The following is a 26,881-nucleotide window of genomic DNA, read 5'->3' on the forward strand; positions in this document are numbered from 1 at the left end:
CGGTGGCCTTCTTTCCCTCGGATCAAAGGAGTAATAAAAGATGAAAGCATTACATTTTGGCGCTGGAAATATTGGTCGTGGTTTTATTGGTAAATTACTGGCAGAGTCAGATGCAGAAGTAACATTTGCGGATGCCAACACTCAGCTGGTTGATCAGCTGAATCATTCTCAGGAATATCACGTACGTGTGGTGGGAGACAACCAGCATACCGACGTTATCCGTCATATTGCCGCCGTTCAGGCGAACAGCGATGACGTGATCAATCAGATTATTAAAGCCGACATCATTACTACTGCGGTTGGACCGCAGGTGCTGGCGAAAATTGCTGCGACTATTGCGCGTGGCCTGCAGTTGCGTTTTGAACAGGGCAACTATGCCCCGGTGAATATCATTGCCTGTGAAAATATGGTACGTGGTACCAGTCAGCTGAAACAGGCGGTATTAGCTGAATTACCAGCTCAGTATCATGCACAGCTGGAAGAGTATGTTGGTTTTGTTGATTCGGCAGTAGACCGTATCGTTCCTCCGGCAGCGGCTAACGATGAAGATCCGTTAGCGGTAACGGTGGAAAGTTTCAGTGAGTGGATTGTCGATAAAAATCAGTTCAGAGGTGATATTCCGCCGGTACAGGGAATGGAACTGACGGATAATCTGATTGCCTATGTGGAGCGGAAACTGTTTACGCTGAATACCGGTCATATTGTGACCGCATACTTAGGTAAACTGGCGGGCTATAAAACCATCCGTGAAGCGATTGCCGATGAAGAAATCCAGCAGGCGGTGCGTCAGGCGATGCAGCAGAGCGGCGAAGTGCTGGTGAAACGTTATGGGTTTGATCGTCAGTTACATCACGCTTATATCGAGAAGATCCTGACCCGTTTTGCGAACCCTTATCTGGTTGACGAAATTGACCGGGTTGGTCGTCAGCCACTGCGTAAACTGGGCGCGGAAGATCGTTTGACTAAACCATTGCTGGGTACGCTGGAGTATGGTTTACCGAATGATGCGTTGCTGAAAGGTATTGCGGCAGCATTGCATTACCGTAATGCAGACGATCCTCAGGCTGTAGAGTTACAGGGCTGGATCGAGCAGGATGGTGTCGAGGCTGCGTTATTACGCGCTACTGGCCTGAAGGCGGATGAGCCTTGTGTGGCTACCATTGTGGCTGAATATCAGCGCATGGCATAGTGATGAAGGAAAGAGAGGCTATGTCCTCTCTTTTCTCGTTTATGGTTCTGAAGAAACTAATAAATTTATAACAATATAAGAATAAACGGCGGTAACGGGTCAGATTTCTGGGTTTCCACATAAGATCACATCATATGAATAAAGTTAAAGTATCAACCTATCAGGAGGACGCGGTTTTTGAACGTCTGGCTGAACCTGAGAACCCTCGCGGTTTCTTCATTGAAGTTGTCGATATGCTGGAAGATGCCGTCGATCAACTGATGCGACGTGCCTTCCGCCAGGAAGAGTATGCGGTGAAATATGCCATTGAACCGCTGCTGAATGGCAAAGGTCCGCTGGCGGATCTCCATATTCGTTTAAAGCTTATTTTTGCGCTGGGGCTGATTTCCTACGAGGTATCTCAGGATATCGAACGTTTCATTCGCCTGCGGGATTTTCTGGTGAATGACATTCATGATCACCGTTTTGGTGAAGAATGTGTCAAAGATCATCTTAACCGTTTACATAGTTTGCAGAATATCAGCATGATGCAGATTGATGAGCCGACAGACAACGCTGATCCGGTATTGCAGCAACTGCAACTGAACCGTCGTGATCAGGTGATCCGCTCCGCACTGCTGTTAGCGGTATCGGGCGTATTATCAGAACTGAGTAAAGACAGCCCGATTTAAATCCACCGGCCGTCTGAGAAACGAGAAAGCCCCGTGAGCAATGCTCCGGGGCTTTTTGTTTATGAGCCTGTTCTTGCATATTGCTGAAGCAGGTGAAAGCTCAGCAAACCACTATGACATCAACGACAAAACACAGTATCTACTGTGTCTGATGTTTTCCTTTGTCCCCGGTTTCCTTCACCTGCTATCAGAAAGCAAAAAGCCCCGGCTTATTCAGCCGGGGAGGGGGGCACACAAAAATGGAGGGAGCTGGTTCCATTTGTGATGAAACAATTAAGCAGTTTGTACTTCCTGTGATGGTTTGATGGTTGCGTACATCAGACCAGTCAGAGCAGAACCCGCAGCGATAGCAACGATATACATCAGAGCATTGCTGATTGCGCCTGGAATTAACAGTACGAACAGACCACCGTGTGGTGCCATCAGACCACAACCGAACAGCATTGACAGAGCACCAGCCAGTGCGCCACCTGCCATAGTTGATGGAATTACACGCATTGGGTCACGTGCTGCGAATGGGATTGCACCTTCAGAGATGAAGCACAGACCCAGAACGAAAGACGCTTTACCAGCTTCACGTTCAGAATCGATGAACTTGTTGCGAGCAACGAAAGTAGCGATACCCATACCGATAGCTGGAACCATACCGGCAGCCATAACAGCAGCCATTGGCAGGCTAGGAACGTTAGGGTTTGAAGCCAGCAGACCAGTACCGAATACATAGGCTACTTTGTTTACCGGGCCACCCAGGTCGAAACACATCATCGCGCCCAGGATAATACCCAGCAGGATAGCGTTCGCACCAGACATGCCAGTCAGGAAGTCAGTCAGACCTTTCATGATAGAGGCAATTGGTGTACCAACAACATAGATCATTGCCAGACCAGTGATTAAGCTGGCGAACAATGGAATGATCAGAATTGGTTTCAGCGCTTCCATGGTTTGTGGCAGTTTGACGTTGTCAGCAATAGCTTTAGCGGCATAACCGGCGATGAAACCAGCAACGATACCACCCAGGAAACCTGCACCGATAGAGCTTGCCAGCATACCGCCGATCAAACCTGGCGCCAGACCTGGACGGTCAGCGATAGAGAACGCGATGAAACCAGCCATAACCGGAACCATCAGAGCAAATGCAGACGCACCACCGATCTTCATCAGTGCGGCAGCCATAGTGCCTTCTTCTTTAAATGCTTCGATACCAAACACGAAAGACAGCGCAATCAACAGACCACCTGCAACCACGATTGGCAGCATGTGTGATACACCGGTCATCAAGTGTTTGTAAACGCCTGGCAGCTCAGCTTTACCTGAGTGAGAAGCGGCAGCAGATGCACCACCCTGGAATACGTTCTGGGTAGCCAGAGCATGGTCCATTTCCTGAGCAGTCTTTTTCAGTGCTGCGCCAGTGCTGGTTTTGTACAGTTTTTTGCCAGCGAAACGGGACAGGTCCAGTTCGATATCGGCAGCGATGATGACTACATCAGCTTGTGCGATCTCTTCGGCAGTCAGTGCGTTTTTAGCACCAACAGAGCCGCGAGTTTCGACTTTGATCCAGTAACCACGTTTTTTTGCCTCTTCTTCCAGTGCTTCGGCAGCCATAAAAGTATGGGCAACCCCTGTTGGACAGGCGGTTATAGCAACGATACGTTTGCTCATTGGGGACACCTTGGGTTTCTCTTGGGTTTGCTGAGAAGCAACCGCTTCAGCTGACGTCACTGTCGCTGCTGCGGCTGCCGTTTGTAAGAAAGCTTTTGCGTCCGGAATAGCATCCATTACACCGGCCTGATAAACACGTTTGCCGGTGAAACGGGCGAGATCAATGTTGTCGCCAGCAACAACAACCAGGTCTGCAGTACTGATTTCATCTACAGTCAGTAATTTTGCTGGTTCAATGTTGTTATGACATTCAACAACGGCATTCCAACCCAGGGAGGCAGCCGCTTTTTCCAGAAGACCTGCGGCGATAACACTGTTGGCAATGCCACTCGGACAAGAGGTGACAATTACAATATTCATAAGTTTATTCCTTAACCTAATCTTTTCACGTCAATACGGGCCATCATGTCGGCCAGTTGCTGTTTGTTCGGAACACCCACACTAATTTGGGTTACAGCCAGAGCTGAAACGGCAGAAGCAAGGCGCAGGATTTGTTCTTTATCCATTCCCTGACTCATACCCCAGGCAAAGCCTGCAACCATGGAGTCTCCAGCACCAACGGTACTGACTACTTCCATCCGCGGTGGGCATGCAGACCACCATTCGTTGTCTGCCAGCCACAGAACACCATCAGCACCACGGGAAATCACCACGTTGGTGATGCCGGCAGCACGCAGTTTTTCTGCTTCCTGACGTAATTCAGCTTCTGTTTCCAGTGGACGACCAGCCCATTCAGCCAGTTCAACTTCATTTGGCTTGATGAGGAACGGTTTTGCTTCCAGACCTTTGACCAGCGCTTCTTTGCTGCTATCAAACAGTACTTTCGCACCCTTTTGTTGCAGTTTCGCGATCAAATCCCGGCTGGCTTCCGCACTGATACCGCGCGGCAGACTACCTGCTACCACGATGTATTCATGCTGTTCAGCCTGACGCAGCAGACGGGCTTCAAATTCTTTCAGCTCATCTTCCGCTACCGCCACACCCGGGAAGTTCAGGTCAGTTACATCACCGCTGTCTTCCACCATTTTGACGTTAATACGGGTATCACCCGGTACAGTCATGAAATGATCTGTCAGGCCACATTGCTTGAACAGATCACGGAAAGCCTGCTGGTTTCCGGCGCCCAGAATACCGGTAACGGCAACATCCGCACCCAGATCACGTAACACACGGGCAACGTTGATGCCTTTACCTGCCGGATGCAGACTGCCTGATTTAACCACGTTAACGCTGCCAACCTGGATTTGACCAATGTGACCGGTTAAATCCAGCGCAGGATTAAGAGTTACAGTCAGCAAAGGCTTACTCATGACCAGCTCCTTCGCCTAAACCATCGGCGATTGACTGACCGATTTTGCTGATAGCCTGCTGCGCATCATCACCTTTCGCGATGAATTGCAGGCGGTGGCCGCTCTTCACGCCCAGGCTCACAATTTTCATCAGACTCTTGGCATTGACAGACTTGCCATCACCATCCAGGTTGGCAACCCAGATTTCGCTTTGGAATTCTTTTGCTACTTTAACCAGTGTCGCGCTTGGACGGGCATGCAGGCCGTGCGGATTGGTAATAGTGAACGTACCTTCCAGCCCTTCGATTGGTTTTTCAGTCAGCAATTTGACTGCTTTCATACTGTCAGCAGCAGACCACAGCTGAGCCACGTTCTGTTCGCTGATCATATCAACCAGACGATCCAATACAGGCTTGTGCAGCGCATCCTGTGCAGCAATCAGCAACAGACCTTGTACCGGTTGACCCGCATGCTGGAACGGCGCTGCAGGGCGAACCAGAGACACTGCTGTACGCTTAACACCGGTATTCGTGCGAGCCAGCCACAGACCCTGACCCATCCATACCGGAGAAGATGCCTGGATTGCTGCAGTACCGCTTGCATCCAGTGCGCCGCCGTTTTGCAATAAGACACAGGCAGTTGATTGCAGACCGAAAATATCCTGTGCAGAAGTCTGCAACTGTACGGTGCTGCTGTCTAACAGCAATGTCGGGGTCGGTTTCTGGCCACTCAGCAGTTTTGCCAAATCAGCAGTACTCTTACAGTGCTTCAGATAGTCAGCAACAGAGTCATCAGCCAGAACACGGGTCAGCTGGCGCAGAATACCCAGATGTTCGTCTGAGCGGGCAGCAATGCCGATAACAACATACGCTGTCTGACCATCGCCCCAGTTAACGCCATCAGCGAAATGCAATACGCGAACGCCGGTCTGTTTAACCTGTTCACGGGTGTCAGTGGTGCCATGAGGAATGGCAATACCGTTACCCAGATAAGTGGAATTCTGAGTCTCACGACGCAGCATCCCTTCAACATAAGGTGCTTCAATCAGCCCCGCATCGACCATCTTCTGTGCCACCATACGAATGGCACTTTGCTTGTCGTCGGCTTTAGCCCCCAATTGGATATCTTGCTCCGCCAGTGTCAGCATGGCGTGTACCTCTCTTATAGTTGTGTCAGATATATAAATCGCAGAACTCAAACGATTCACCAATTCATATTCTGAGCTATTTGTTGCAACTTTGGGTAGCAAGTTTGCAACTCTCATTTGCCAAAAAGTAGATTAATCGTTTCAGTTCATATGCTGTATCGTTTCAGCTAGATATTCAAGAACTGGTTATTGTATAATCACCAGTAATTTGATGTGGTGCACATTTACGTCAGCGAAAATAAGAGGTGGGTGTCGAATGAAGCTTGAAGAAATCGCGCGCCTGGCAGGAGTATCGCGTACAACGGCGAGCTATGTGGTGAACGGTAAAGCTGAACAACACCGCATCAGTGAAAAAACCCGCGAACGGGTGATGGCGGTCGTCAATCAGTATAACTATAAGCCCGATCAGGCTGCGACAGCCCTGAGACTTGGTAGTAGTCGTCTGTTTGGTTTTATTCTGCCTGATCTCGAAAACACCAGTTATGCCCGTCTGGCCAAATTGCTGGAAGCCGGTGCGCGCGCACACGGTTTTCAGCTGATTATCACCTGCTCGGATGATAATCCGGAAACTGAGAAAGCGTTGGCAGAAATGCTGACATCCCGCCGTATTGATGCACTGCTGGTGTCTACAGTATTAGAGCCGTATAACGATTTTTATCCCCGGTTACAGCAAAAAGGTTTGCCTGTCATTGCGATCGACCGTGCACTGGATGACGAAAAATTTGCCTCCGTTATCAGCGAGGACCTTGATGGTGCGATCAGACTGACGAACTCCTTATTATCGCCATTACCCGCCAGCATTGGTCTGTTAGGTGCGGTGCCGGATTTGGGTATATCTCATGAGCGTGAACGTGGATTCCGTGCGGCATTACGGTCGGCTGATATAACCGGAGAACCATTGATTGCGTATGGGGAACATTTCAGCCGCAGTGAAGGTGCCCGTATTTGTGCCGACTGGATCGCGCGGGGAGTGATGCCTGAAGCGCTGGTTACGACGTCTTATGTGTTGCTGGAAGGTGTGCTTAACACGTTGCAGGAACATCCTGAGCTGATGAAAAACCTGCGGTTAGCTACATTTGGCGATAATCAATTACTTGATTTCCTTCCGGTTAAAGTGAATGCATTACCTCAGCAGTTCTCATTGATCGCTGAGCGGGCGCTGGCGCTAGCGCTGGCTGCCACCGAACATAATTACACTCCGGGAGTTGAGGTGATTCCGCGTCGCCTGAAGGTCCGCAGTCACACCGGGTAGTCATTGTTTTTCAGTGTTAAAAATGATGATGACAGGGATCTAATTCTGAATAGTACAGGTATGGAGCGTAACATGAAGATAGCAATGGCCAGTGATCATGCAGGTTTCTCTTTGAAAGAAGAGATCAAAGCTTATCTGCAGAGCCAGGGACACGAAGTTCTTGATTTTGGTGCCCACAGTGAAGATGCCTGTGACTTGCCTGATACGGTTTATCCGGCAGCGCTGGCTGTGGGTGAAGGCAAAGCCGATCGAGGTATTTTTGTCGATGGCGTGGGTTATGGCAGTGCAATGATCGCCAATAAAATCTACGGTGTTTTCGCTGCCGTATGTCAGGATCCTTTCTGTGCGAATCTGGCGCGTTCTCACTCCGATACCAACGTGCTCTGCATCGGCGGTAAAATCATCGGTTCTGCGATTGCGATGGAAATTGTGAAAACCTGGATGACGACAGAATATCTGGGACACACCGAAGAGAAATATCGTCGCCGCGTGGGGAAAGTGCAGGAAATTGCAGAGAAACATCTGAAAAAACTCAGTTAATGTTTATTGCGTGAACAGTCCCGAGACTGTTCACGTACTCTGAAATCTTAGAAAACGGGAATCATCTCTGCAGATGGCGGATTGTTTTTTCCCTTAAAAGAACGTCTAATCAAGTCTATTCTGCCTCCCGGTGTTTTTCCCTCTTATGACTTCTGTATCTGCTGTCCGTTCTCAGTCGCTGTTTCAGATAACCTGGCCGCTGTTTATTGATCTGGCGCTGCATTTTCTGACTGCGGCACTGAATACATTCATGATCAGCCATGTTTCCTATCAGGCTGTCGCTGCCTTGTCTGTGGGGAACCAGTTTTTTGATGTCAGTATCACGCTGTTCAACTTTGTCGGTATCGGCTCCAGCGTGGTGATCACGCAGTATTTAGGCGCCGGGCAACGGGATGTCGCCAGAAGAGTGGTGCAGCAGGCCATTGGATTCAATGCCTTGATTGGGTTGGTTGTGGCGCTCGGAGTATTATTTGGTGCAACACCTATTCTGCAATTAATGAATATGCCGGAACATCTGCAATCCATGGGGCATGTCTATCTGCAGATTATTGCATTGTGTTTGTTACCGGAAGCAATCGCGCTGTGTCTGGCTGCCAGCCTGCGAGCCTATGGTTATACCCGTGAAGCGATGTATGTCACGGTGATTGTCAACCTGGTGACTTTGGTCGGCAATGCGTTGCTGCTTTACGGCTGGTTTGGTTTGCCACAGATGTCCGTGGCCGGTGTGGCCTGGTCGACCGTTGCGGGACGTGTCATCGGGGTCATGTTACTGGTGTGGCTGATTCGTCGTCGTATCGGTTTGCAATTGCGCTGGGCTGAATGCTGTCGTTTCTCTTCCGATATTATCAGTAAAATCATGAAAATCGGATTACCTGCAGCAGGGGAAAACCTCTCCTGGATGTTGCAGATGATGGTAATCACCTCCTTTGTTGCTTTGCTGGGCGATAAGATGCTGGCAACACAATCCTATTTCTTTCAGATCAGTCTGTTTGTGATGTTGTTTGGTATTGCGATTGGACTGGGTACGGAGATCATGATCGGTCATCTGGTGGGGGCCGGTGAGTTGGATCAGGCTTATCATCGTCTGATGCGCAGTCTGAAAATCGGCTTAGTTGTGACCGTATTGTCGGTGGCGCTGGTTGTCGTTTCCGGACCGTATCTGATGGAATTATTCACTGCTGACGAAGTTATACTGGCGACAGCCGGGCAGCTGTTCTTACTGAGTCTGATCCTGGAGCCGGGGCGTACATTTAACATCATCGTCATCAGTTCACTGCGGGCGACCGGGGATGCCCGTTTCCCATTCCGCATGGCTCTGATCTCTATGTGGGGCATTGCGATCCCAATCGCTTACCTGTGTGGTATTCACTGGGCATGGGGACTGGTCGGGATCTGGTGTGGTTTTGTGGTCGATGAATGGGTGCGGGGTTTGACCATGTTCTGGCGCTGGCGCAGCCGGCGCTGGGAGAAAAAAGTGCTGGTGCAGCGCACTGCACCAGCCAATCAGGCACATTAGTGCCGCTTCACACGGGATCAAACGTTAATTCTGTTGCCGGGCGGGATTTCCACCCAGTGCCTGGTACAGTGCCAGCTGGGTTGTCAGTTGCTGATAGCGATTATCCAGCAGTTCTTTTTCCGCTGTGCGACGGTTTTCCTGCTGTTCCAGCCAGTTCTGCATCTCAATCTCACCGGCGTGATAACGTACGGCGGTGATCGTTTCTGTTTGCTGCGCCAGTGCCAGTGAATGGACCAGTTGAGAGGCGGCATTCAGATAATGCTGCCGGGCAGACAGCTGATTTTCAACTTCAGATAGTGCGGTATAAAACGTTTGCCGGAAATTTCGGACGGTCTGCTCATACACCACTTGCTGTTTTGCAATACTCAGGCGGGTAGTCTGCCATTCAATAAAAGGTAGAGTCAATCCAGTCCCTATGCTGCCTGTCGGATTTCGCAATACGGAATGTAATTGTTCACTACCGGTACTCAGTGCACCGGTCAGACTAAATGTCGGATAGTAACTTTTTGCCGTGTACTGGCGGGTGGCATAGTCAGAACGTACCCGTAATTCAGCCGCTTTAACATCAGGGCGTTGCGCCAGTACATCGGCAGGTAAACCGGCTGGTATATCGGGTATTGGTGTGACCGGCAGCGCTGACGGCAGCGGCAAAGTGGCTCCTGGCGGCTGATCCAGCAAGATAGCCAGTGCATTCTGGTTCTCTTCTCTTTGCTGGAGGAGTAATTCATGACTTGCCAGCTGGCTGGCGACACTCTGTTCGGCCTGTAATACATCAAGCTTGCTGTTCGCACCGGCCTGATAATGCGCATTCGCTATTTTCAGTGCTTGCCGGGTATAGGTCAGACTCTCCTGATTAAGCCGGATCTGCTCATTCAGATAACCTTGTTGCCAGTACAGCGTCGCGGTCGTACCAATAAGAGATAGTGCCGATGCTTGTCGATCCTGCTCCGTTGCTTCCGCTTCAAAGTTGGCAGCAGCCCGTTCATCAGCCAGCTTTCCCCACAGATCCAGTTCATAATTGAGTGAAAGTGCCGTGTTGTATGTAGCAGTGTCGTTGCTGTTCACGGCGGCTGTCTGTTGCCATGTTTTTTGTTTTTCTGCACTGAGGGCGGCAGATAAATCGGGCGTTAAATTGGTCGCGGTAAGGCCGGCATTCAGGCGCGCCTGTCTGACTTTAAGTGCCGCAACAGCCAGATCATTGTTTTTTTCTAATACCTGCTGGATCAGTTGATCCAGTGCGGGATCCTGGAATGCCTGCCACCAATGTGCCTGTTTAAGCACTTCCTGCGCTGAAAACAAGTTATTTTGCCACTGCGCAGGTGTGGCCGGAGATAAATCCTTTTGCGGTGGAGACGCGGTGTGCTGGCTGCAGGCAGTCAAGATACAAAGCGCCAGATAAAGCGGGGATAGTTTATTCACGGGCCAGTGCCTCTATCGGATCAAGCCGGGCAGCATTGCGGGCTGGCAGATAGCCAAACAGTACGCCAATTAATGATGAACACAGGAATGCTGCGAGCAATGACCAAATGGAAAATGCCATTTGCATACTGCTGACAAGCATAGAAAAGACAGCGCTGACAGCGAATGATAACAGGATCCCCAAACTGCCACCGAGCAGACAGACCATCACCGCTTCAATCAGAAATTGTTGCAGGATATCTTGTTGCCGGGCGCCGACCGCCATGCGGATACCAATTTCCCGTGTCCGTTCGGTGACGGAAACCAGCATGATATTCATGACGCCGATGCCACCGACAATCAGTGAGATCACGGCAATGGATGAAATCAGCAGTGTCAGCGTGGCGGTCGTTTTCTCGATCGTTTGCAGTATACTGTCACTGTTACGGGTATAAAAATCTTTACGGCCATGTGCCCGGGTCAGGAGTTTAATGATCTGTTGTTCAGCAATACCGCTGGAAACCCCGTCTTTAATGCGAACGGAAACTGAGCTGAAATAGTGCTGCCCCATTAACCGGTACATCGCGGATGTGTAAGGCAACCAGGCATTCAGATTCTGCGTATCAAACGAGCTCTTTTTTTCTGCAGTGACACCAATGATGCGGCAGGGCAGGTTATTCAGCAGGATCACTTTGCCAACCGGATTGATGTGCTCACCATAGAGTTTGATCCGGGTGTTATGATCAATGACCACGACTGGTTCGAGTTGTTCCACGGCACGTTGATCAAATGCTTTACCAAAAACCATCTGCAGATCTTTTACCTGGAAATATTGTCCGGCGACGCCATACACCATGGCTTTCAGTGCCTGTCCACCATCACGTAGCAGAGCATTCGTGCTGACGTTGGGTGTCACGCTGTCGGTATAAATCTGCCCGCTGAGTAAGGGTAAATCCTGGGGCGTAAGTGTCTGGATCGCGCTGGCATTGCGATCACCCCAGTCTTTTCCGGGATAAACATCAATGGTATTGGTACCCATTGAGCTGATATCACTGATGACCTTATTCCTTGCTCCCTGACCGACGGCCACCACACTGACGACAGCCGTGATACCGATGATGATCCCGAGCATGGTCAGTAAGGTTCGCATCCGGTGCGTGAGCATCGAGATCCAGGCCATTCGGAATGCTTCAGAAAAACGGGTCCATTGCCGGCTCCACCAGCGGAAAGTATGTGGTTCTGCCGGCTGCTCCGGTAAGCTGGCGTCATTATCCGGCAGTTCAATATGACTGGCGGTCTGGCGATGATCGGCAATAATACGTCCGTCACTGATCTCTATTACCCGTTCGGCGTGGGCAGCTATATTTTGATCGTGAGTGACCAGCACGATAGTGTGTCCCTGCCGGTGAAGCTGCCGCAGGATCTGCATGACCTCTTTGCCACTCTGACTGTCCAGCGCACCGGTAGGTTCATCCGCCAGAATCACATCACCACCATTCATCAGCGCCCGGGCAATACTGACGCGTTGTTGCTGGCCGCCGGAAAGCTGACCCGGCCGGTTACTTTGTTTATCCGCCAGCCCCAGACGCTGCAGCAGTGAACGGGCGCGCTGAATTCGCGTGTGCTTATGCTGTGCGGCATAAATAGCCGGGATCTCGACATTACCTTCTGCCTTCAGATGTGAGAGCAGGTGATAATGCTGGAAGATGAAACCGAAGCAATCCCGGCGCAGATCAGCGAGTTGGTCACTGCTCAGCGTTGCGGTACTCCGGCCATTGACGCGATAGTCACCACTGCTGGGGCGATCCAGACAGCCCAGTATATTCATCAACGTCGATTTACCTGAGCCGGATGCACCGATGATGGCAACCATTTCACCGGCGTAAATACTGAGACTGATCTCATGCAGGACGGTCAGCCGTTCATCGCCGGTCTGAAAATGACGACTGATTTGCTGCAGTTCCATTAAGGGCGGTGTTTGCATCATTTTCATGGACCAGGTGGTGGCATCATCTGCCCGGAATTGCCGGCATTGTCAGTACTGCTCTGACTATCCCCCAGGATGACCTGTTCTTTTTCTTTCAGACCGCTGATGATCTGAATATTGAGGCTGTCTTTTAATCCGGTCTGAATGATTTTACTGATGACTTTACCTTGTTCCAGCACCCGGACCGTGGATTGCTGTTGCGCATTATTTTCAACAGCAGCAATCGGCACTAACAGCACATTCTTCGCTTCACCGGAGACAATCGTCACTTGTGCCGTCATCGATACGCGCAATTTGTGATCCATATTAGCGATATCAAATAAACCGTTGTAATAGACCGCGCTGGAAGATGAAGACGATGAGTCGGATGAACTTGAGCTGCTGGAGGAACTATCATCATCACTGCTGTCTGAGGTTGATGCCGGTTCGATGGCTCTTAACGTGGCATGATACCGCTTATCCGGATCACCCAAGGTGGTGAACCAGACACTCATCCCCGGTTTAACATGGATCACATCGGCTTCCGATATTTCAGCCTTCACGGTCATGGTATCCAGATTGGCCAGTTTGATAATGGTGGGGACGGACTGAGAAGCGGCTACGGTTTGTCCCTCTTTGGTCACGATAGAAACGACGGTACCACTGATGGGCGCGGTAATCCGGGTATAACCCAGATTGGCTTTCGCCGTATCAACTGACACCTGAGCAGAGGTGATCTCCGCATCCAGCTGGTTAATTGCAGCCCGGGTGGTATCCAGCGTAGCCGCGGCTTCTTCCAGACTGGCTTTGGACGTCGCATCCTGCCGCCACATCTGCTGTTGCCGGCGATAGGCCAGTTCATACTGACGGAGTAGAGCCTGTTTAGCCTGTTTTTGTGCTTTCGCACTGTCCAGACTGGCCTGCGCCTGACGTAAAGTATATTGCTGCAGAATAGGGTCAATTTCGGCAATCAGCTGATCTTTGGTGACCTGATCGCCCAATGCCACTTTCAGTGATTTCAGCTGGCCGGAAACCTGAGAGCCGACATTGACCTGATTGACCGCATTTAATGTACCGCTGGCCAGTACCGTTTGCTCAATATTGCCATAACGGACCGGAGAGGTGATGTACTGCACCGGCTCCGGGCGTTGCAGTACGGCAAATACCGCAAACATTGCCAGCAACGGTAACAGAAAATATAACCATCGTTTTTTTAAAAATACCACGAGTCAGCTCCGCGCTCATATCCGTCCGACATCATATCGGCTGCCGGCGGAACACTGGCGAAGCTTTACATTCTTTTATTTCTGTACCGCATCCGCTCAGGCTTTGGGTTGCTGCTGTGCACTTTGCCGACGAAGTCTGAGGTACCGGGGCCAGAAAATATTCAGCACCAGACCCAGAAGAACCAGCAAAATCCCCAGCCATTGCCAGCGGGTCAGTTGTTCATCCAGAAACAAGCGGGCGCACATTAAGCCGACTAATGGCACCAGCAATGTTAATGGCGCTACCTGCGCGACCGGATAACGCTGCAGCAGACGTCCCCAGGCCACATAGCCATAGAGCGTGGCGACCAGCGCCAGATAAACCACGGCCAAAACAGAGTGCAGCTGGATTTGTTGCAGACTTTCAGCGATCAGCGCGGGGCCTTCCAGCCAATATGAAGCGATGAAAAAGGGAACCGGCGGAATCAGGCCACTCCATACCACCAGACTGAGCAGGTTCAGTGAACCTTCCCGGGTAATGTAGCGGTTGATGATATTTCCCATCCCCCAACTGGCGGCAGCGGCCACGGTCAGCAGAAAACCAGCCAGCGTCATACCATTTTGCCCCTGTTGCGTCGCCAGTACGAACAGTCCCAGCGCCGCAATACCCAGAGTAAACGGCTGATGTGGCAGCCAATGTTCCCGTAACAACAAGGCTGCAAACAACAGGGTAAACAATACCTGAGATTGCAAAACTAATGAGGCAATACCGGCTGGCATGCCAATCTTCATGGCTGTAAACAGGAAGGCAAACTGACCAAAACTGATCGTGAGGCCATATGCCAGCAACCAGCGCCAGGAGATCCGGGGCCGGGGAACGAACAGGATGGCGGGGAAGGCAACCAGAGTGAAACGCAGCGCACCAAGTAACAAGGGCGGTACACCATCCAGTCCCCAGTGAATGATGACAAAGTTAAAACCCCAGGCGAAAACAATCAGTAATGCAAACCCCCAGTCTTTGGGCGACATGGTGAATGATCCTTTTGATGACAATAGATTAGTATAATCCTGACCTGTTATATCGGATACCGGCGGTACAGCTTCATCTTTATCGCCGGAATGGCTTACTCCAGCAGTGCCACTGCTTTTATTTGGGCCCACACCGTCATTCCGCTCTGTAACTGCAACGCTTTTGCAGAACGCTGGGTTATTCTGGCAAGTAGCGGCTGCTGGCCTGCCTGTAATTTAATCAGTAAATGCCCGGGGGTATCTGCCGGCACCATACCGGTTATGGTTGCAGGCAAAAGATTCAGAATACTGGAATCAACGGCTTTATGCAGACTCAGGCTGACATCGCGGGCATCAATCCGGCAGCGGACACTGCTACCCAGTGCCTGTGCGGTTTGGGCCACCAGTAATGACATCTGATCGGATGTCTTGGTTTTTAATTCCGCCAGCCCGTCATCTTCCAGTTCGTGTAATGTCATCTCCCATACCACGCCCGCCTGTTCGGTGAAATCTGCCGGCAAATCCAGACGTGTTAAGGTTTCATTCAATGCGCCGCTAGCCACAACTTTTCCCTGCTGTAGCAAGACCAGATGATCTGCCAGCCGGGAAACTTCATCAGCAGCATGACTGACATAAATGATCGGAATAGAAAGCTGTCGGTGCAAGCGTTCCAGATAGGGCAGAATTTCCTGTTTTCTTGCCTGATCGAGCGCCGACAAAGGTTCATCCATCAGCAAGATCCTGGGTGCCAGCAGCAGTGCGCGGGCGATGGCGACCCGCTGACGTTCTCCTCCGGAGAGTTGATGAGGGTGCCGCTGCAACAGCGACTGAATACCTAACAGCTGACAGATATAACTCTGGTCGGCTTTCGGATGCTGGGGCGGAAGGCGTTTTACGCCGAACAGCAAGTTTTGTTCTACGGATAGATGCGGAAACAGACTGGCTTCCTGAAAGACATAACCGAGGGCACGTTGGTGGGGCGGGATGAAAATATTCCGGGCGGAATCCTGCCAGACTTCATCACCGATAGCGATATAAGCATCCGGCAATTTCTCCAGTCCTGCTATTGCCCGCAGACAGGTTGTTTTACCGCAGCCGGAAGGACCAAACAGCGCACTGACGCCTTGTCCGGGAAGCTGTAACGCAACATCCAGCTGAAATTCACTGCGTGACCAGCATAAGCGAATTTCAATATCATGCATGATGTGTTCTCCGGCTATTGCCGAACCAGTAGATCAACATCAGGGCCAGCATTGCAAATATCACCATGCCTCCCGCCAGCCAGTGTGCCTGCTGATACTCCTGATTTTCCACATGCTCATACAGCAGTATCGATAACACCTTGGTTTCTCCGGGAATGCTGCCACCAATCATCAGCACGACACCGAACTCACCGATACTGTGGCAAAATGCCATGACCGCTGCGGTGACCAGACCAGGCCGGGCCAGAGGAAGTGCGACAGAAAAAAAGCAATCAACAGGTGAAGCGCGCAACGTTGCCGCTACCTCTAATGGCCGCCGGCCGATGGCTTCAAAAGCATTCTGAATGGGCTGAATAGCAAACGGTAAACTGTGTAAGACCGCGCCGAGTACAATTCCGTTGAAACTAAAAGGCAGTGCTTGCCAATCCAGGGCGATAAGCAGCTTTCCGGCCGGTCCGTGAGGCCCCAGCAGTAACAACAGATAAAAACCCAATACCGTTGGCGGTAACACCATCGGCAAGCTTAATGCCGCATTAAATAAGGGTTTATACCGGCTACGGGTTTGCGCCAGCCACCAGGCCAGTGGTGTTGCAATCAATAACAAAATTCCGGTCACCAGCAGCGCCAGTTTCAGCGTCAGCCAGACCGTGCTCCAGTCCTGTTCGGTCACTTTTGTCGTCTCTTCATCCGGAATAACCGCACAGCAACACCGAGGATGCCTTGAATGCGGCACAGACCTCCTGATTTTCCATCAGTTGCATGGTGTTGACGCTTTCTGTCGTCACCACTGCACATACGCTCTTATCTCCCGGTAAGTTGATTACCACTTCGCTGTTGACCGGTCCCTGATGAATTTTGCTGATTTGTCCCCAGAGCTGATTACGGGGCGATAATTTCAGCTGACGATCAGTCACGAGCATTACTGACGATGATTTCACCAGGGCATACAATTCTTGACCCAAGGCGATGCCCAGAGTTTCTGCTGACTCACGGGTGATCACGGCAATCAGTTGTACATTGTCACTGAGCTGCAGGGTCACCTCGAAATCCACCGGTGCGGTATGCATCGCGACCACAGTGCCTATAAATTGATTACGGGCACTGCTGCGCATTGAGATACGGCGAAGTAAGCGACGAAATTGGCCAATATCATAATAATCATTGCCTTGCTGACACGATGCTCTCTGCAGCTGTTGTTGAATCCGGGCCAGGGCCTGCTGATATTCCGTCTGCAATGCACGATATAAGGCGACAGCCTGTTTTCCGTAAGCGGTCAGTTGTGTGCCCCCGCCGTTTTTACCACCGGCGGTGCGTATCACCAGCGGTTGCTCCGCCAGATTGTTCATTTCATCCAGTGCATCCCAGGCGGCACGGTATGACAGGGGGATCGACTTTGCGGCCTGTGATAATGAACCGAGTCTTTCAATTGCTTCCAGCAATTGGATCCGGGAATCCCCTAAAGAGGGCCCTACTTCGGTGCATAATTTCAATTCCCCCAGCAATGACGGCTGAGTCGATGTTAGGCGCCTGGACATATCTACCTCTCTGAATTCATAGTTGTTATGCGTTTTTTCATATAACGACCCGTTTATCGTGCTTTAAAACGGCACAAAACAGATACTGATGAATTCGGGGAGTGCAACAATTGTTCCCGGATACAATATTTCTTCAGGTGCAGACGCAGCAAACATGCTGCGTCTGTATTTCAGGTGTCAGGCAGAGAGGGATTGCGGACTCTGGAGCAGATGGGTCAGATTGATTCGGGTCACTGTGTGTGCCAGTTCACCGGTAATAATATTTTTTGCCACTGTCTGATAGCGGTTCTTACAGCCGCTCTTCCGGATGGCATTATTCAGATGAAAGTTTACGGTGCGCTCTGTAATACCCAGGATCTGTGCAATTTCCCATGAAGTTTTACCTTCACTCACCCAGAACAGACATTCTTTTTCCCGGCCGGAAAGATTTGATTGTTCCGGAGAAAACAGCTGAATTGCCTGTTCCTGGAGAATATGTCCCAGATAGCTTAAGTGAAAAAAGTCCTGAAGCCGGATCGGTTCTTTCTTGTGACGGCTCAATGCAAAATAACCACAAAAACCAGCAGGACCATGCAACGGTACTGCTATCCCTTCTTCCATTCCAAACTGCCGCCAGCAGTCCATCGGGAGGAAATTTTCATGTTCCGGTTTGGCTTCAGACTGCCAGAATAATGGCCGGCTTTGGGTTTGCGCGCGCTGATATAATGAATCATTCTGGATCGTGTTGTTTTTAGCATAGTGCTCTGCCCAGTTGTCCGGTGTTTGCGTCAGCAGAGTAAGATCCGTTTGTTGCAGGCCGCGACGTAATGTCAGGCATAACTGGTAATACTCAAAGTTATTGGCTGCACATAATATTGTCAGCTGATTAGCCAGCATCTGAGGGGTTTTGCAGTTTTGGATACGAAAGTGCTGCTCTTCCTGAGGAAAAGTAAAATTTTGCATTATGTTGTTATCCCGCGTTTTTATTAGTAATTAGTTGTCAGTTGACTACGGTAAAATAAGATACATGATGTGACATATTTTGCGCATTTAATTCAGTGCGGACGCACCAAGAAAATCTGACAGGGTCAGATTGGATTGAATGGCATAAAATTTGATTCTGTTAATTTGCATTGGATAGTTCTGTGCCGGGCCAGCCGTTTTCTTCTAGAATAGCGACATCTGTATCGATCGAGGTTCGTTATGTCTCTGCATGTCGTTATTCTTGCCGCGGGTAAAGGTACCCGTATGCGTTCATCTTTACCTAAAGTCCTTCATCCGGTTGCCGGACGTCCCATGGTCAGCCATGTGATTGATACTGCGCGTAGTTTAAATGCGGAGAAGATCCATCTGGTTTACGGGCATGGCGGAGAGGCAATGCAGGCCAGATTAAACGATGCTGATGTCGAATGGGTTCTGCAGGCTGAACAGCTCGGTACCGGTCACGCGGTGGCGCAGGCTATGCCGACAATTCCAGATCATGCCAAAGTATTGGTGTTATACGGCGACACACCTCTGATTAGTCCGGTCACTTTAGAAACCTTGCTGACTATCCAGCCTGCTAATGGTATCGGTCTGCTGACGGTATCACTGGCTAATCCGACCGGTTATGGTCGCATTTTGCGGGCTGACGGGCAGGTCGTCGGTATTGTGGAACAAAAAGATGCCACAGCAGAACAACAATTGATCAATGAGGTAAATACCGGTGTGCTGGTGGCGCCTGCGAAACAGCTTAAACAATGGCTGTCCGGCTTAACCAATCTGAATGCGCAGGGCGAATATTATCTGACGGATGTGATTGCTGCGGCACATCATTCCGGCAGTTCAATTCAGACCGCACAGCCTGTCTGCGCGCAGGAAGTGGAAGGTGCAAATAATCGTCTGCAACTGGCACAACTGGAGCGTTTCTACCAGAAGCGAGCTGCAGAACAGCTGATGCTGGAAGGGGTGACGCTGCTCGATCCTGCACGTTTTGATCTGCGTGGGACCCTGCAGTGTGGTGAAGATGTATTGCTTGATGTGAATGTGATCATTGAAGGACAGGTTGAGCTGGGGCATCGTGTGCAGATTGGGGCCGGCTGCGTTCTTAAAAACTGCCGGATTGCGGATGACAGCATTATCAGCCCATATTCCATTATTGAAGGTTCTGTACTGGCTGAAGGCTGTACTGTTGGCCCATTTGCCCGGTTACGTCCGGGTGCCGAACTGGCTGCTCAGGCGCATGTGGGAAACTTTGTCGAACTGAAAAATGCCAGACTGGGGCTGGGTTCAAAAGCCGGCCATCTTTCCTATCTTGGCGACAGCGAGATTGGCGCTAATGTAAATATCGGCGCGGGAACGATCACCTGCAATTATGATGGTGCCAATAAACATAAAACTATCATTGAGGACGATGTCTTCGTCGGCTCTGATACTCAGCTGGTAGCGCCTGTGAGAGTCGCAAAAGGGGCCACGCTGGGGGCAGGCTCCACCATCACCCGCGATGTAGGGGAAGATGAACTGGTTCTGACCCGGGTGCGCCAGCACCACATTACCGGTTGGCACCGTCCGGTAAAACAAAAGAAATAAACGTCCATCCGCGTATTTCCGGCCCACCGTCTGTGTGGGCTCTTAAATTTCCCCGGGAAAAACCTTTTTCATCTGCTTGAACTTTCTTTTTGTAAGCATATACTGCTCGTTAAATTTCGAATCGAAACAAAAGTGATGATCAAGCGAAACACACAGCAGCGCCGGCATGCCATTATCTCTCTGTTGAATGAGCAGGGTGAAGTCAGCGTCGAAGATCTGTCACAGCGTTTTGAAACGTCAGAAGTCACCATTCGTAAAGACCTGGCCGAGCTGGAACGTAGTGGAGTGTTGCTGCGTCGTTATGGTGGTGCCATTCCACTGCCGTCAGAAATTCTGGCAGAGGAAGTTCCGGCCAAAGTTTCGAAACGAAAGTTAGCCATCGCTCAGGCCGCTGTTCAGCATATCCGTGATCATAACCGCATCATTATCGACAGCGGCAGTACCACGGGAGCCATGATCCCGTTGCTGGCGACAAAACGCGGTCTGGTGGTCATGACTAACTCACTGACAGTCGCACAGGCACTGCGTGAACTGGAAAATGAACCAACATTGTTAATGACCGGCGGGACCTGGGATCCGCATTCTGAAGCTTTTCAGGGGCAAGTCGCGGAGCAGGTGTTGCGTTCCTATGATTTTGATCAGCTGTTTATCGGTGCCGATGGTGTTGATCCGGCTCGTGGCACGATAACCTTCAATGAGTTGGTTGGTCTGTCCCGGGTAATGGCGGAAGTCGCACGTGAAGTCATTGTGCTGGTGGATTCTGAAAAGTTTGGCCGTCGCATTCCGAATCTGGAGCTGCCGTGGAGTGCGATTGATACCCTGATCACCGATGACGGGATTGGGGAAGAACTGAAAGTACAAATTGAACAACATGGTGTGCGGGTCATTCGTGTGCCGGTAACAGGTTGATAACTTAATTAAACGAATATTTCGTATATAGATAAGCAAGCAAACTTACAGTGATGTCTCTGCGTTCTATATACCAAGTCTGAGCAGATTGGAGAAAAATAAACATGTGTGGAATCGTCGGTGCAGTAGCTCAACGTGATATCGCTGAAATTCTGGTGGAAGGCCTTCGTCGTCTGGAATATCGCGGTTACGACTCAGCCGGTGTGGCAATTATAAGCCCGCAAGGTGAATTACAGCGTGTGCGTCGTTTAGGTAAGGTGCAGGAATTAGCGGCTGCACTGGAGCAACAACCTTTGTCCGGCGGTATTGGTATTGCGCATACCCGTTGGGCGACGCATGGCGAACCTTCCGAAGCTAACGCGCATCCACATGTGTCGAATGGCGATCTGGCAGTAGTACATAACGGTATTATCGAAAACTATGAAGAACTGCGGGAAAAGCTGCAGGGTTTAGGCTACGAATTTGTTTCCCAGACTGATACCGAAGTCATCGTTCATCTGGTGCATCATTACCTGAAAACCTCAGATAGCCTGTTGCAGGCACTGCAAACTACAGTGAAAGATCTGCGTGGTGCTTACGGTACGGTACTTATGGATCGTCGTGATCCTTCCCGTCTGGTTGTTGCCCGTTCCGGTTCTCCGCTTGTTATCGGTCGCGGTCTGGGCGAGAACTTCATCGCATCTGATCAGCTGGCGTTATTGCCGGTTACCCGTCGTTTTATTTTCCTGGAAGAGGGTGATGTCGCGGAAGTTACCCGTCGTGGTGTACAGATCTTTAACGTGGCTGGTCAGCCGGTAGAACGCGCAGAAATTGAATCTGAATTATCGCACGATGCCGGTGATAAAGGTCATTATCGTCATTATATGCAGAAAGAGATTTACGAACAGCCACAAGCGATCCTGAACACACTGGAAGGCCGGTTAGTTGGCAATCATATTGTGCCTGAAGCTTTCGGTACGCATGCTCGTGAAATTTTCCAGAAAGTAAAACATGTGCAGATTGTTGCCTGTGGTACTTCTTACCATTCCGGCATGGTCGCACGTTACTGGTTTGAATCGCTGGCTGGCGTTTCCTGTAACATTGAAATTGCCTCTGAGTTCCGTTATCGCAAATCCGTTGTGCATCCGAACAGTCTGATCATCACCCTGTCTCAGTCAGGTGAAACGGCTGATACCCTCGCAGCACTGCGCCTGGCGAAGGAGCTGGGTTATATGGCAAGTCTGACACTATGTAATGTGCCGGGCTCTTCATTGGTACGGGAATCCGACCTGGCCTTTATGACCCGCGCCGGTGCTGAAATCGGTGTCGCTTCTACCAAAGCATTTACTACTCAGTTAACAGGTCTGCTGATGCTGGTGACTGCAATTGGTCGTTGCAATGGTCAGATGACCGAAACAGATGAGCGTTGTGTTGCCAGTGCATTACAGGCCTTGCCTTCACAAATCGAACAGGCTCTGAAACTGGATAAACAGATTGAGCCATTGGCGGAACAATTTGCCAATAAACAGCACAGCCTGTTTTTAGGTCGCGGTGATCAATATCCGATCGCGATGGAAGGTGCGCTGAAACTGAAAGAGATCAGTTATATTCATGCGGAAGCTTATGCTGCTGGCGAATTGAAGCATGGCCCGCTGGCATTGATCGATAGCGAAATGCCAATCATTGTGGTCGCTCCTAACAATGAATTGCTGGAAAAACTGAAATCGAACGTGGAAGAAGTGCGTGCGCGTGGTGGTTTGTTGTATGTGTTTGCTGATCGGGCTGCTGGTTTCAGCAGTGACGACACCATGCGGGTTATGCCGATGGAAAGCGTTGCAGACATTATTGCGCCAATTGTGTACACCATCCCGATGCAGTTGCTGGCTTATCATATCGCACTAATCAAAGGTACCGATGTGGATCAGCCGCGCAATCTGGCTAAATCGGTTACAGTCGAATAATAATACAGCAGTAAAAACAGGGAGATGTTGGTTAACATTATATTCTTAAACTTGACATTAAATTCGTAAAGTTTGACAAAATATATGTAAACTTGACATTATATTTGAAAACTATAAAAGTCCAGCTATGCTTGATTAAAAAGCATCCTGGACTTTTTTATGGCACGTAAAAATTACTTCTTATCGGAAAAACTGATTGAACAGCGGATCAAGGATGGTCGTGGGCAAGGCTATGTCGAAAAGTATCAACCATGGCTACGCGTTCAGGATGTCCCTTCCGATGGTCGATCTCATCGTATTTTCTCTCACAAAACAAAACGCATTCATCATTTATTGTCTGATCTGGAACTTGCGACATTTCTCTTATTTGACTGGTCAGAAAGTGTTCTGGACATTCGGGAGCAATTTCCTTTGATACGCGATGACACTCGTATCATTGCTCAGAGAGAAGGAATAAAACATCCCGTTACTCAAGGTGTTGATCTGGTCATGACGACGGATTTTCTGATTGATGCGAAAGACCCATTTCCGGCTCAATTTGCTGTTCAAGTGAAATATCAGGAATCCTTCAAAGACCCACGAACCATTGAAAAACTTGATTTAGAACGTTGTTATTGGCAACAAAAAGGTATTCCGTGGGTCACGATTACTGAACAAGACATTGATGTGCAAATTCGCAAAAACATTGAATGGCTTTACTCCGTAAAAATAGATGACATTACATCAACTAAACAAATATCAGAGACCATGGCATTTTTGCCTGCTGCTGTCGCGAGATTTTCAGAGTTCTCTGTTATCGATGCTTGTAAGCATATTGATTTAGCGTATGAACTCGAACTCGGTCAATCACTTCGAGATCTCAGACTTCTTATGGCTAATAGACTCGCTGTTTTTGATATCAGAAAACCTGTTCATCAGTTAAAAATCGCAGATATAAAATTTATGCAATTGAATGGTATGGAGCCGTTTCTTTATGTGGAAAATCAATGAAGTATTGTCTTTTGATGATGTCCGCTATCGAATTTTGCACATACATCAAAGTGAAATCATCTGGATCAATATTGATGAAAACAAAGGCATTCCAAAATTAGTTCTTCACCTGCAACTTATTGAGTGGATGGACAATGGTCGATTGGTCCGATCTCAAGATCCTTACGCCTATTTGATTCATGAAGAACCGCTAGTTGATTCGGCTGCATTTAAGAAAAGGGAACATGCATATCAGGTTATATCCCCTGTTATCTTCGATGATCAATGTTTTGATACAACGGTACGAGCACAACGCATAAAACATGTAGAACAAACCGGTATCGCGACCAAAGCAAATATTTATCGTTTGTTAAGACAATATTGGCAACGAGGACAAACGTTAAATGCATTGCTTCCTGATTTCAAAAACCAAGGTGCTCCAAATAAGAAAAGAGCGGCAACGAATACTAATAAAGTAGGCAGAAAGCGCCAATATGGTGATAGTGTCGGAATAAAAATAGATGAAAACATAGAAAGATTAATGCGATTAGCTATAGAAGAAAAGTTACTCGCATCAACTCAGTTAAGTATTGCCAAAGTACTCCGAGACTTTAAAAGTAAATTTATTCAATATTATCCAGATGTTAGTAAAGAAAATTTGCCAACACGTAGGCAATTTGAATATTTTTACAAACGAGAATATGACCAATCAGTCAGAGTTAAGGCTAGAACTGATGACGGTATATATAAAAAAGATGTTAGGCCGCTTACAGGTACTGCAACCGCAGCCTCATTTGGTCCAGGTAGCCGCTATGAAATTGATGCGACTATTGCGGATATATATTTAGTTGCCGATGACGATAGAAGTAAAATTATTGGTAGGCCAACGCTATATATTGTCATTGATGTTTTTAGCCGAATGATTGTCGGATTTTATATCGGGTTTGATAATCCGTCCTATGTGGTTGCAATGCAGGCATTCATTAATGCATGTGTTGATAAAACTGAAATATGCCATTCTCTTGGACTGAATATCTCAGTGGATGATTGGCCGTGTATCGGTTTACCTGATGTTGTTTTAGCCGATAGAGGCGAGTTGATGAGTAACCAATTGGACTCACTCATCAGTACATTCAATGTTCGTATTGAAAGTGCGCCACCCAGACGAGGTGATGCGAAAGGGATCGTTGAACGCTGTTTTAAAACACTACAAGCGGAATTCAAACCTTATGCACCAGGGGTTGTTGTTGGAAATAAAATCAAAAAACATGGTGAACAGGATTATCGGCTGAATGCAGCCATAACAATCTCGGATTTTGCTCGTATTATCATCAGATCGATTCTCTTTAGAAATAACCACCATGTTTTAACCAAATATGATCGTGATGCTGATTTACCGATAGATATGCCTTCAATACCAATCTATTTATGGCGGTGGGGCCTGCAAAACCGAACGGGTCGGCTACGAACTGTTGATCCTGAGTTTTTAAGAATTGCAGTATTACCTCGGGAAAAAGTCAGTGTTTCTACATCCGGTGTTTGCCTATGGGGAATGTATTACACCAGTTCAGAAATGTTACGTGAGGGGTGGTTGCTTCGCAGTCAGGAGGTGAATCGACCAGATAAACTAGAAGCCGCGTATGATCCTGGTTGTGCCGATACAATTTATCTTTTTCCTCAATCTGGTAGCCGAGGCTATTGGATTTGCTCGCTTACAGAACAAAGCCGACGATTCAGAGGCATGACATTCTGGCAAGTTTGGGATATTCAAAAAGAAGAGAAGCATTCCCAAGCAAACGCAAAATTTGATGAGGATGTACATCGTCGGGAATTGGATGATTTTATTCAGGGTGTCATTGCGGAATCGAAGAAGTTATTACCAAATATTCAAGAATCAAATCAACAGCGAATTCAGCAAATTCGCTCTAATAAAAAAGAAGCCCGTGAACAAGAGCGCCAGCAAAGAACAAAATCTAATACAGTTCAGCCAGAACAGAATATCGCTGAAGTGATCCCACTTCAGAGTTCAGAGGATGATTATAGCTATCCATCCTTTATCCCTGGGTTATTTGAAACTGATGAGGATGAATAAACATGACAACATCCCGTATTACAGCAATTTACAGGGATACAGGTGTTGAAGCCTATAAAGCAAACCCTTTGATCGAGGCATTACCGCCATTGCTGGATGCTTATGATGCAACACTTGATCTGAAAGCAACGCTGAAATTTGAAGCATCGGATTTAGCTCAATCTAGAGTGATTCGGGCACACAACATTTGTCGAATTCAAGATGATTTTTTTCAACCACTGAGTTCGCATATGGCGTTAAACGAACGAGTTTCCATCATGATCAGGGGTGGATATGTAGGCCGCAATCCCCAGAATGGGATGCTACAGCGACATCTCCAAAATGGATATGAGCGGGTTCAACGTGGTGAACTTTCTGCATTTCGATATGATGATGTCGGTTCGACGGCTCAGAGTCTGCTTTTGATTGGTTGTTCTGGTTGTGGAAAAACTACCTCGTTAAAACGCATCTTATCAGCGTACCCTCAAGTGATTTATCACCCAGAGATGAATCTTGAGCAGGTTGTTTATCTTAAAATTGACTGTTCTCATAATGGTTCATTGAAAGAAATTTGTCTTAATTTTTTCAGGGCATTAGATCGTGCGCTTGGTGAAAATTACGAAAAACGATATGGGTTAAAAAAGCATGGTATTGAAACCATGCTGGCATTGATGGCTCAGATTGCGAATGCACATGCCTTGGGCCTGCTAGTTATTGATGAAATTCAGCATCTCAGTCGTTCAAAATCTGGTGGTTCTCAGGAAATGCTGAACTTTTTTGTCACGATGGTGAATACAATCGGCGTGCCGGTGATGCTGATTGGAACACCCAAAGCGCGTGATATTTTCGAAGCGGATCTGCGTTCTGC

General features: G+C 48.9%; 21 protein-coding genes and 1 pseudogene. 11 read left to right on the forward strand and 11 right to left on the reverse strand.

Annotation, left to right across the window (positions count from 1 at the left end; genetic code table 11):
- The first annotated feature begins 40 nt into the window (after positions 1–40).
- Both TOLA_RS01495 and TOLA_RS01500 read left to right on the forward strand, forming a co-directional pair.
- Positions 41–1,189 (forward strand): mannitol-1-phosphate 5-dehydrogenase, encoded by a 1,149-nt coding sequence (locus tag TOLA_RS01495; RefSeq protein WP_012728513.1) that lies wholly within the window; start codon positions 41–43, stop codon positions 1,187–1,189.
- A 134-nt stretch (positions 1,190–1,323) separates the two neighbouring features.
- Positions 1,324–1,860, forward strand: coding sequence for an MltR family transcriptional regulator (locus tag TOLA_RS01500; RefSeq protein ID WP_012728514.1), 537 nt, complete (start codon positions 1,324–1,326; stop codon positions 1,858–1,860).
- A 273-nt stretch (positions 1,861–2,133) separates the two neighbouring features.
- Here the strand turns inward: TOLA_RS01500 and TOLA_RS01510 are convergent, their stop codons facing one another.
- Genes TOLA_RS01510 through fruB form a run of 3 tightly spaced genes read right to left on the reverse strand, consistent with a single transcriptional unit; the run spans position 2,134 to position 5,955 of the window.
- Positions 2,134–3,879, reverse strand: a complete 1,746-nt coding sequence (locus TOLA_RS01510; RefSeq protein WP_012728515.1) for a PTS fructose-like transporter subunit IIB — start codon at positions 3,877–3,879, stop codon at positions 2,134–2,136.
- An 11-nt stretch (positions 3,880–3,890) separates the two neighbouring features.
- Entirely contained in the window at positions 3,891–4,829 is a 939-nt protein-coding gene (pfkB, locus tag TOLA_RS01515; protein ID WP_012728516.1) for a 1-phosphofructokinase, read from the reverse strand.
- Positions 4,822–5,955, reverse strand: a complete 1,134-nt coding sequence (gene fruB / locus TOLA_RS01520; RefSeq protein WP_012728517.1) for a fused PTS fructose transporter subunit IIA/HPr protein — start codon at positions 5,953–5,955, stop codon at positions 4,822–4,824. Before fruB ends, pfkB begins: the two co-directional genes overlap by 8 nt.
- Before the next feature lie 256 nt (positions 5,956–6,211).
- On the opposite strand from fruB, the gene cra reads away from it, so the two are divergent.
- From cra to TOLA_RS01535, 3 genes are all read left to right on the forward strand, one after another.
- Positions 6,212–7,207, forward strand: coding sequence for a catabolite repressor/activator (cra, locus tag TOLA_RS01525; RefSeq protein ID WP_012728518.1), 996 nt, complete (start codon positions 6,212–6,214; stop codon positions 7,205–7,207).
- 72 nt (positions 7,208–7,279) lie between these two features.
- Positions 7,280–7,747: an RpiB/LacA/LacB family sugar-phosphate isomerase gene (locus TOLA_RS01530; protein ID WP_012728519.1), complete on the forward strand. Its 468-nt coding sequence runs from the start codon at positions 7,280–7,282 to the stop codon at positions 7,745–7,747.
- A gap of 145 nt (positions 7,748–7,892) precedes the next feature.
- Positions 7,893–9,263, forward strand: a complete 1,371-nt coding sequence (locus tag TOLA_RS01535) for an MATE family efflux transporter (protein WP_012728520.1) — start codon at positions 7,893–7,895, stop codon at positions 9,261–9,263.
- A gap of 24 nt (positions 9,264–9,287) precedes the next feature.
- Here the strand turns inward: TOLA_RS01535 and TOLA_RS01540 are convergent, their stop codons facing one another.
- The 8 genes from TOLA_RS01540 to TOLA_RS16280 form a co-directional block, all read right to left on the reverse strand.
- Complete coding sequence (locus tag TOLA_RS01540) at positions 9,288–10,682, reverse strand: efflux transporter outer membrane subunit (RefSeq protein WP_012728521.1); 1,395 nt, start codon at positions 10,680–10,682, stop codon at positions 9,288–9,290.
- Entirely contained in the window at positions 10,675–12,654 is a 1,980-nt protein-coding gene (locus TOLA_RS01545; protein WP_012728522.1) for a MacB family efflux pump subunit, read from the reverse strand. Before TOLA_RS01545 ends, TOLA_RS01540 begins: the two co-directional genes overlap by 8 nt.
- Positions 12,651–13,853, reverse strand: coding sequence for an efflux RND transporter periplasmic adaptor subunit (locus TOLA_RS01550; protein WP_012728523.1), 1,203 nt, complete (start codon positions 13,851–13,853; stop codon positions 12,651–12,653). The genes TOLA_RS01545 and TOLA_RS01550 overlap by 4 nt, the downstream gene beginning before the upstream one ends.
- Positions 13,854–13,949: 96 nt before the next feature.
- Positions 13,950–14,861 (reverse strand): O-acetylserine/cysteine exporter, encoded by a 912-nt coding sequence (locus tag TOLA_RS01555; protein ID WP_012728524.1) that lies wholly within the window; start codon positions 14,859–14,861, stop codon positions 13,950–13,952.
- A gap of 95 nt (positions 14,862–14,956) precedes the next feature.
- Positions 14,957–16,042, reverse strand: a complete 1,086-nt coding sequence (gene modC, locus TOLA_RS01560; protein ID WP_012728525.1) for a molybdenum ABC transporter ATP-binding protein — start codon at positions 16,040–16,042, stop codon at positions 14,957–14,959.
- Positions 16,035–16,712 carry a molybdate ABC transporter permease subunit gene (modB, locus tag TOLA_RS01565; protein WP_012728526.1) on the reverse strand — a complete coding sequence of 226 codons (678 nt, stop codon included), beginning with the start codon at positions 16,710–16,712 and terminating at the stop codon, positions 16,035–16,037. The genes modC and modB overlap by 8 nt, the downstream gene beginning before the upstream one ends.
- Positions 16,713–16,725: 13 nt before the next feature.
- The gene (locus TOLA_RS01570; protein WP_012728527.1) at positions 16,726–17,577 is read right to left on the reverse strand and encodes a TOBE domain-containing protein; all 852 of its coding nucleotides are present in this window, start codon (positions 17,575–17,577) and stop codon (positions 16,726–16,728) included.
- Between the two features lie 177 nt (positions 17,578–17,754).
- Positions 17,755–18,519: a helix-turn-helix transcriptional regulator gene (locus tag TOLA_RS16280; RefSeq protein ID WP_012728528.1), complete on the reverse strand. Its 765-nt coding sequence runs from the start codon at positions 18,517–18,519 to the stop codon at positions 17,755–17,757.
- Between the two features lie 240 nt (positions 18,520–18,759).
- Between TOLA_RS16280 and glmU the strand changes: the two genes are divergently transcribed.
- From glmU to TOLA_RS17035, 6 genes and pseudogenes are all read left to right on the forward strand, one after another.
- Complete coding sequence (gene glmU, locus TOLA_RS01580; protein ID WP_012728529.1) at positions 18,760–20,124, forward strand: bifunctional UDP-N-acetylglucosamine diphosphorylase/glucosamine-1-phosphate N-acetyltransferase GlmU; 1,365 nt, start codon at positions 18,760–18,762, stop codon at positions 20,122–20,124.
- A gap of 135 nt (positions 20,125–20,259) precedes the next feature.
- Positions 20,260–21,033, forward strand: coding sequence for a DeoR/GlpR family DNA-binding transcription regulator (locus TOLA_RS01585; RefSeq protein WP_012728530.1), 774 nt, complete (start codon positions 20,260–20,262; stop codon positions 21,031–21,033).
- A gap of 104 nt (positions 21,034–21,137) precedes the next feature.
- Positions 21,138–22,973 (forward strand): glutamine--fructose-6-phosphate transaminase (isomerizing), encoded by a 1,836-nt coding sequence (gene glmS, locus TOLA_RS01590; RefSeq protein ID WP_012728531.1) that lies wholly within the window; start codon positions 21,138–21,140, stop codon positions 22,971–22,973.
- Between the two features lie 159 nt (positions 22,974–23,132).
- Positions 23,133–23,963, forward strand: coding sequence for a heteromeric transposase endonuclease subunit TnsA (locus tag TOLA_RS01595; protein ID WP_012728532.1), 831 nt, complete (start codon positions 23,133–23,135; stop codon positions 23,961–23,963).
- A complete protein-coding gene (locus TOLA_RS01600) occupies positions 23,947–26,034 on the forward strand; it encodes a DDE-type integrase/transposase/recombinase (RefSeq protein ID WP_012728533.1) in 2,088 nt (695 codons plus the stop codon). The genes TOLA_RS01595 and TOLA_RS01600 overlap by 17 nt, the downstream gene beginning before the upstream one ends.
- 299 nt (positions 26,035–26,333) lie before the next feature.
- Positions 26,334–26,876 (forward strand): annotated as a pseudogene (locus tag TOLA_RS17035) (ATP-binding protein); the annotation flags it as partial.
- Between the last annotated feature and the right edge of the window lie 5 nt (positions 26,877–26,881).

Source organism: Tolumonas auensis DSM 9187 (genome assembly GCF_000023065.1).
GTDB lineage: Bacteria > Pseudomonadota > Gammaproteobacteria > Enterobacterales > Aeromonadaceae > Tolumonas > Tolumonas auensis.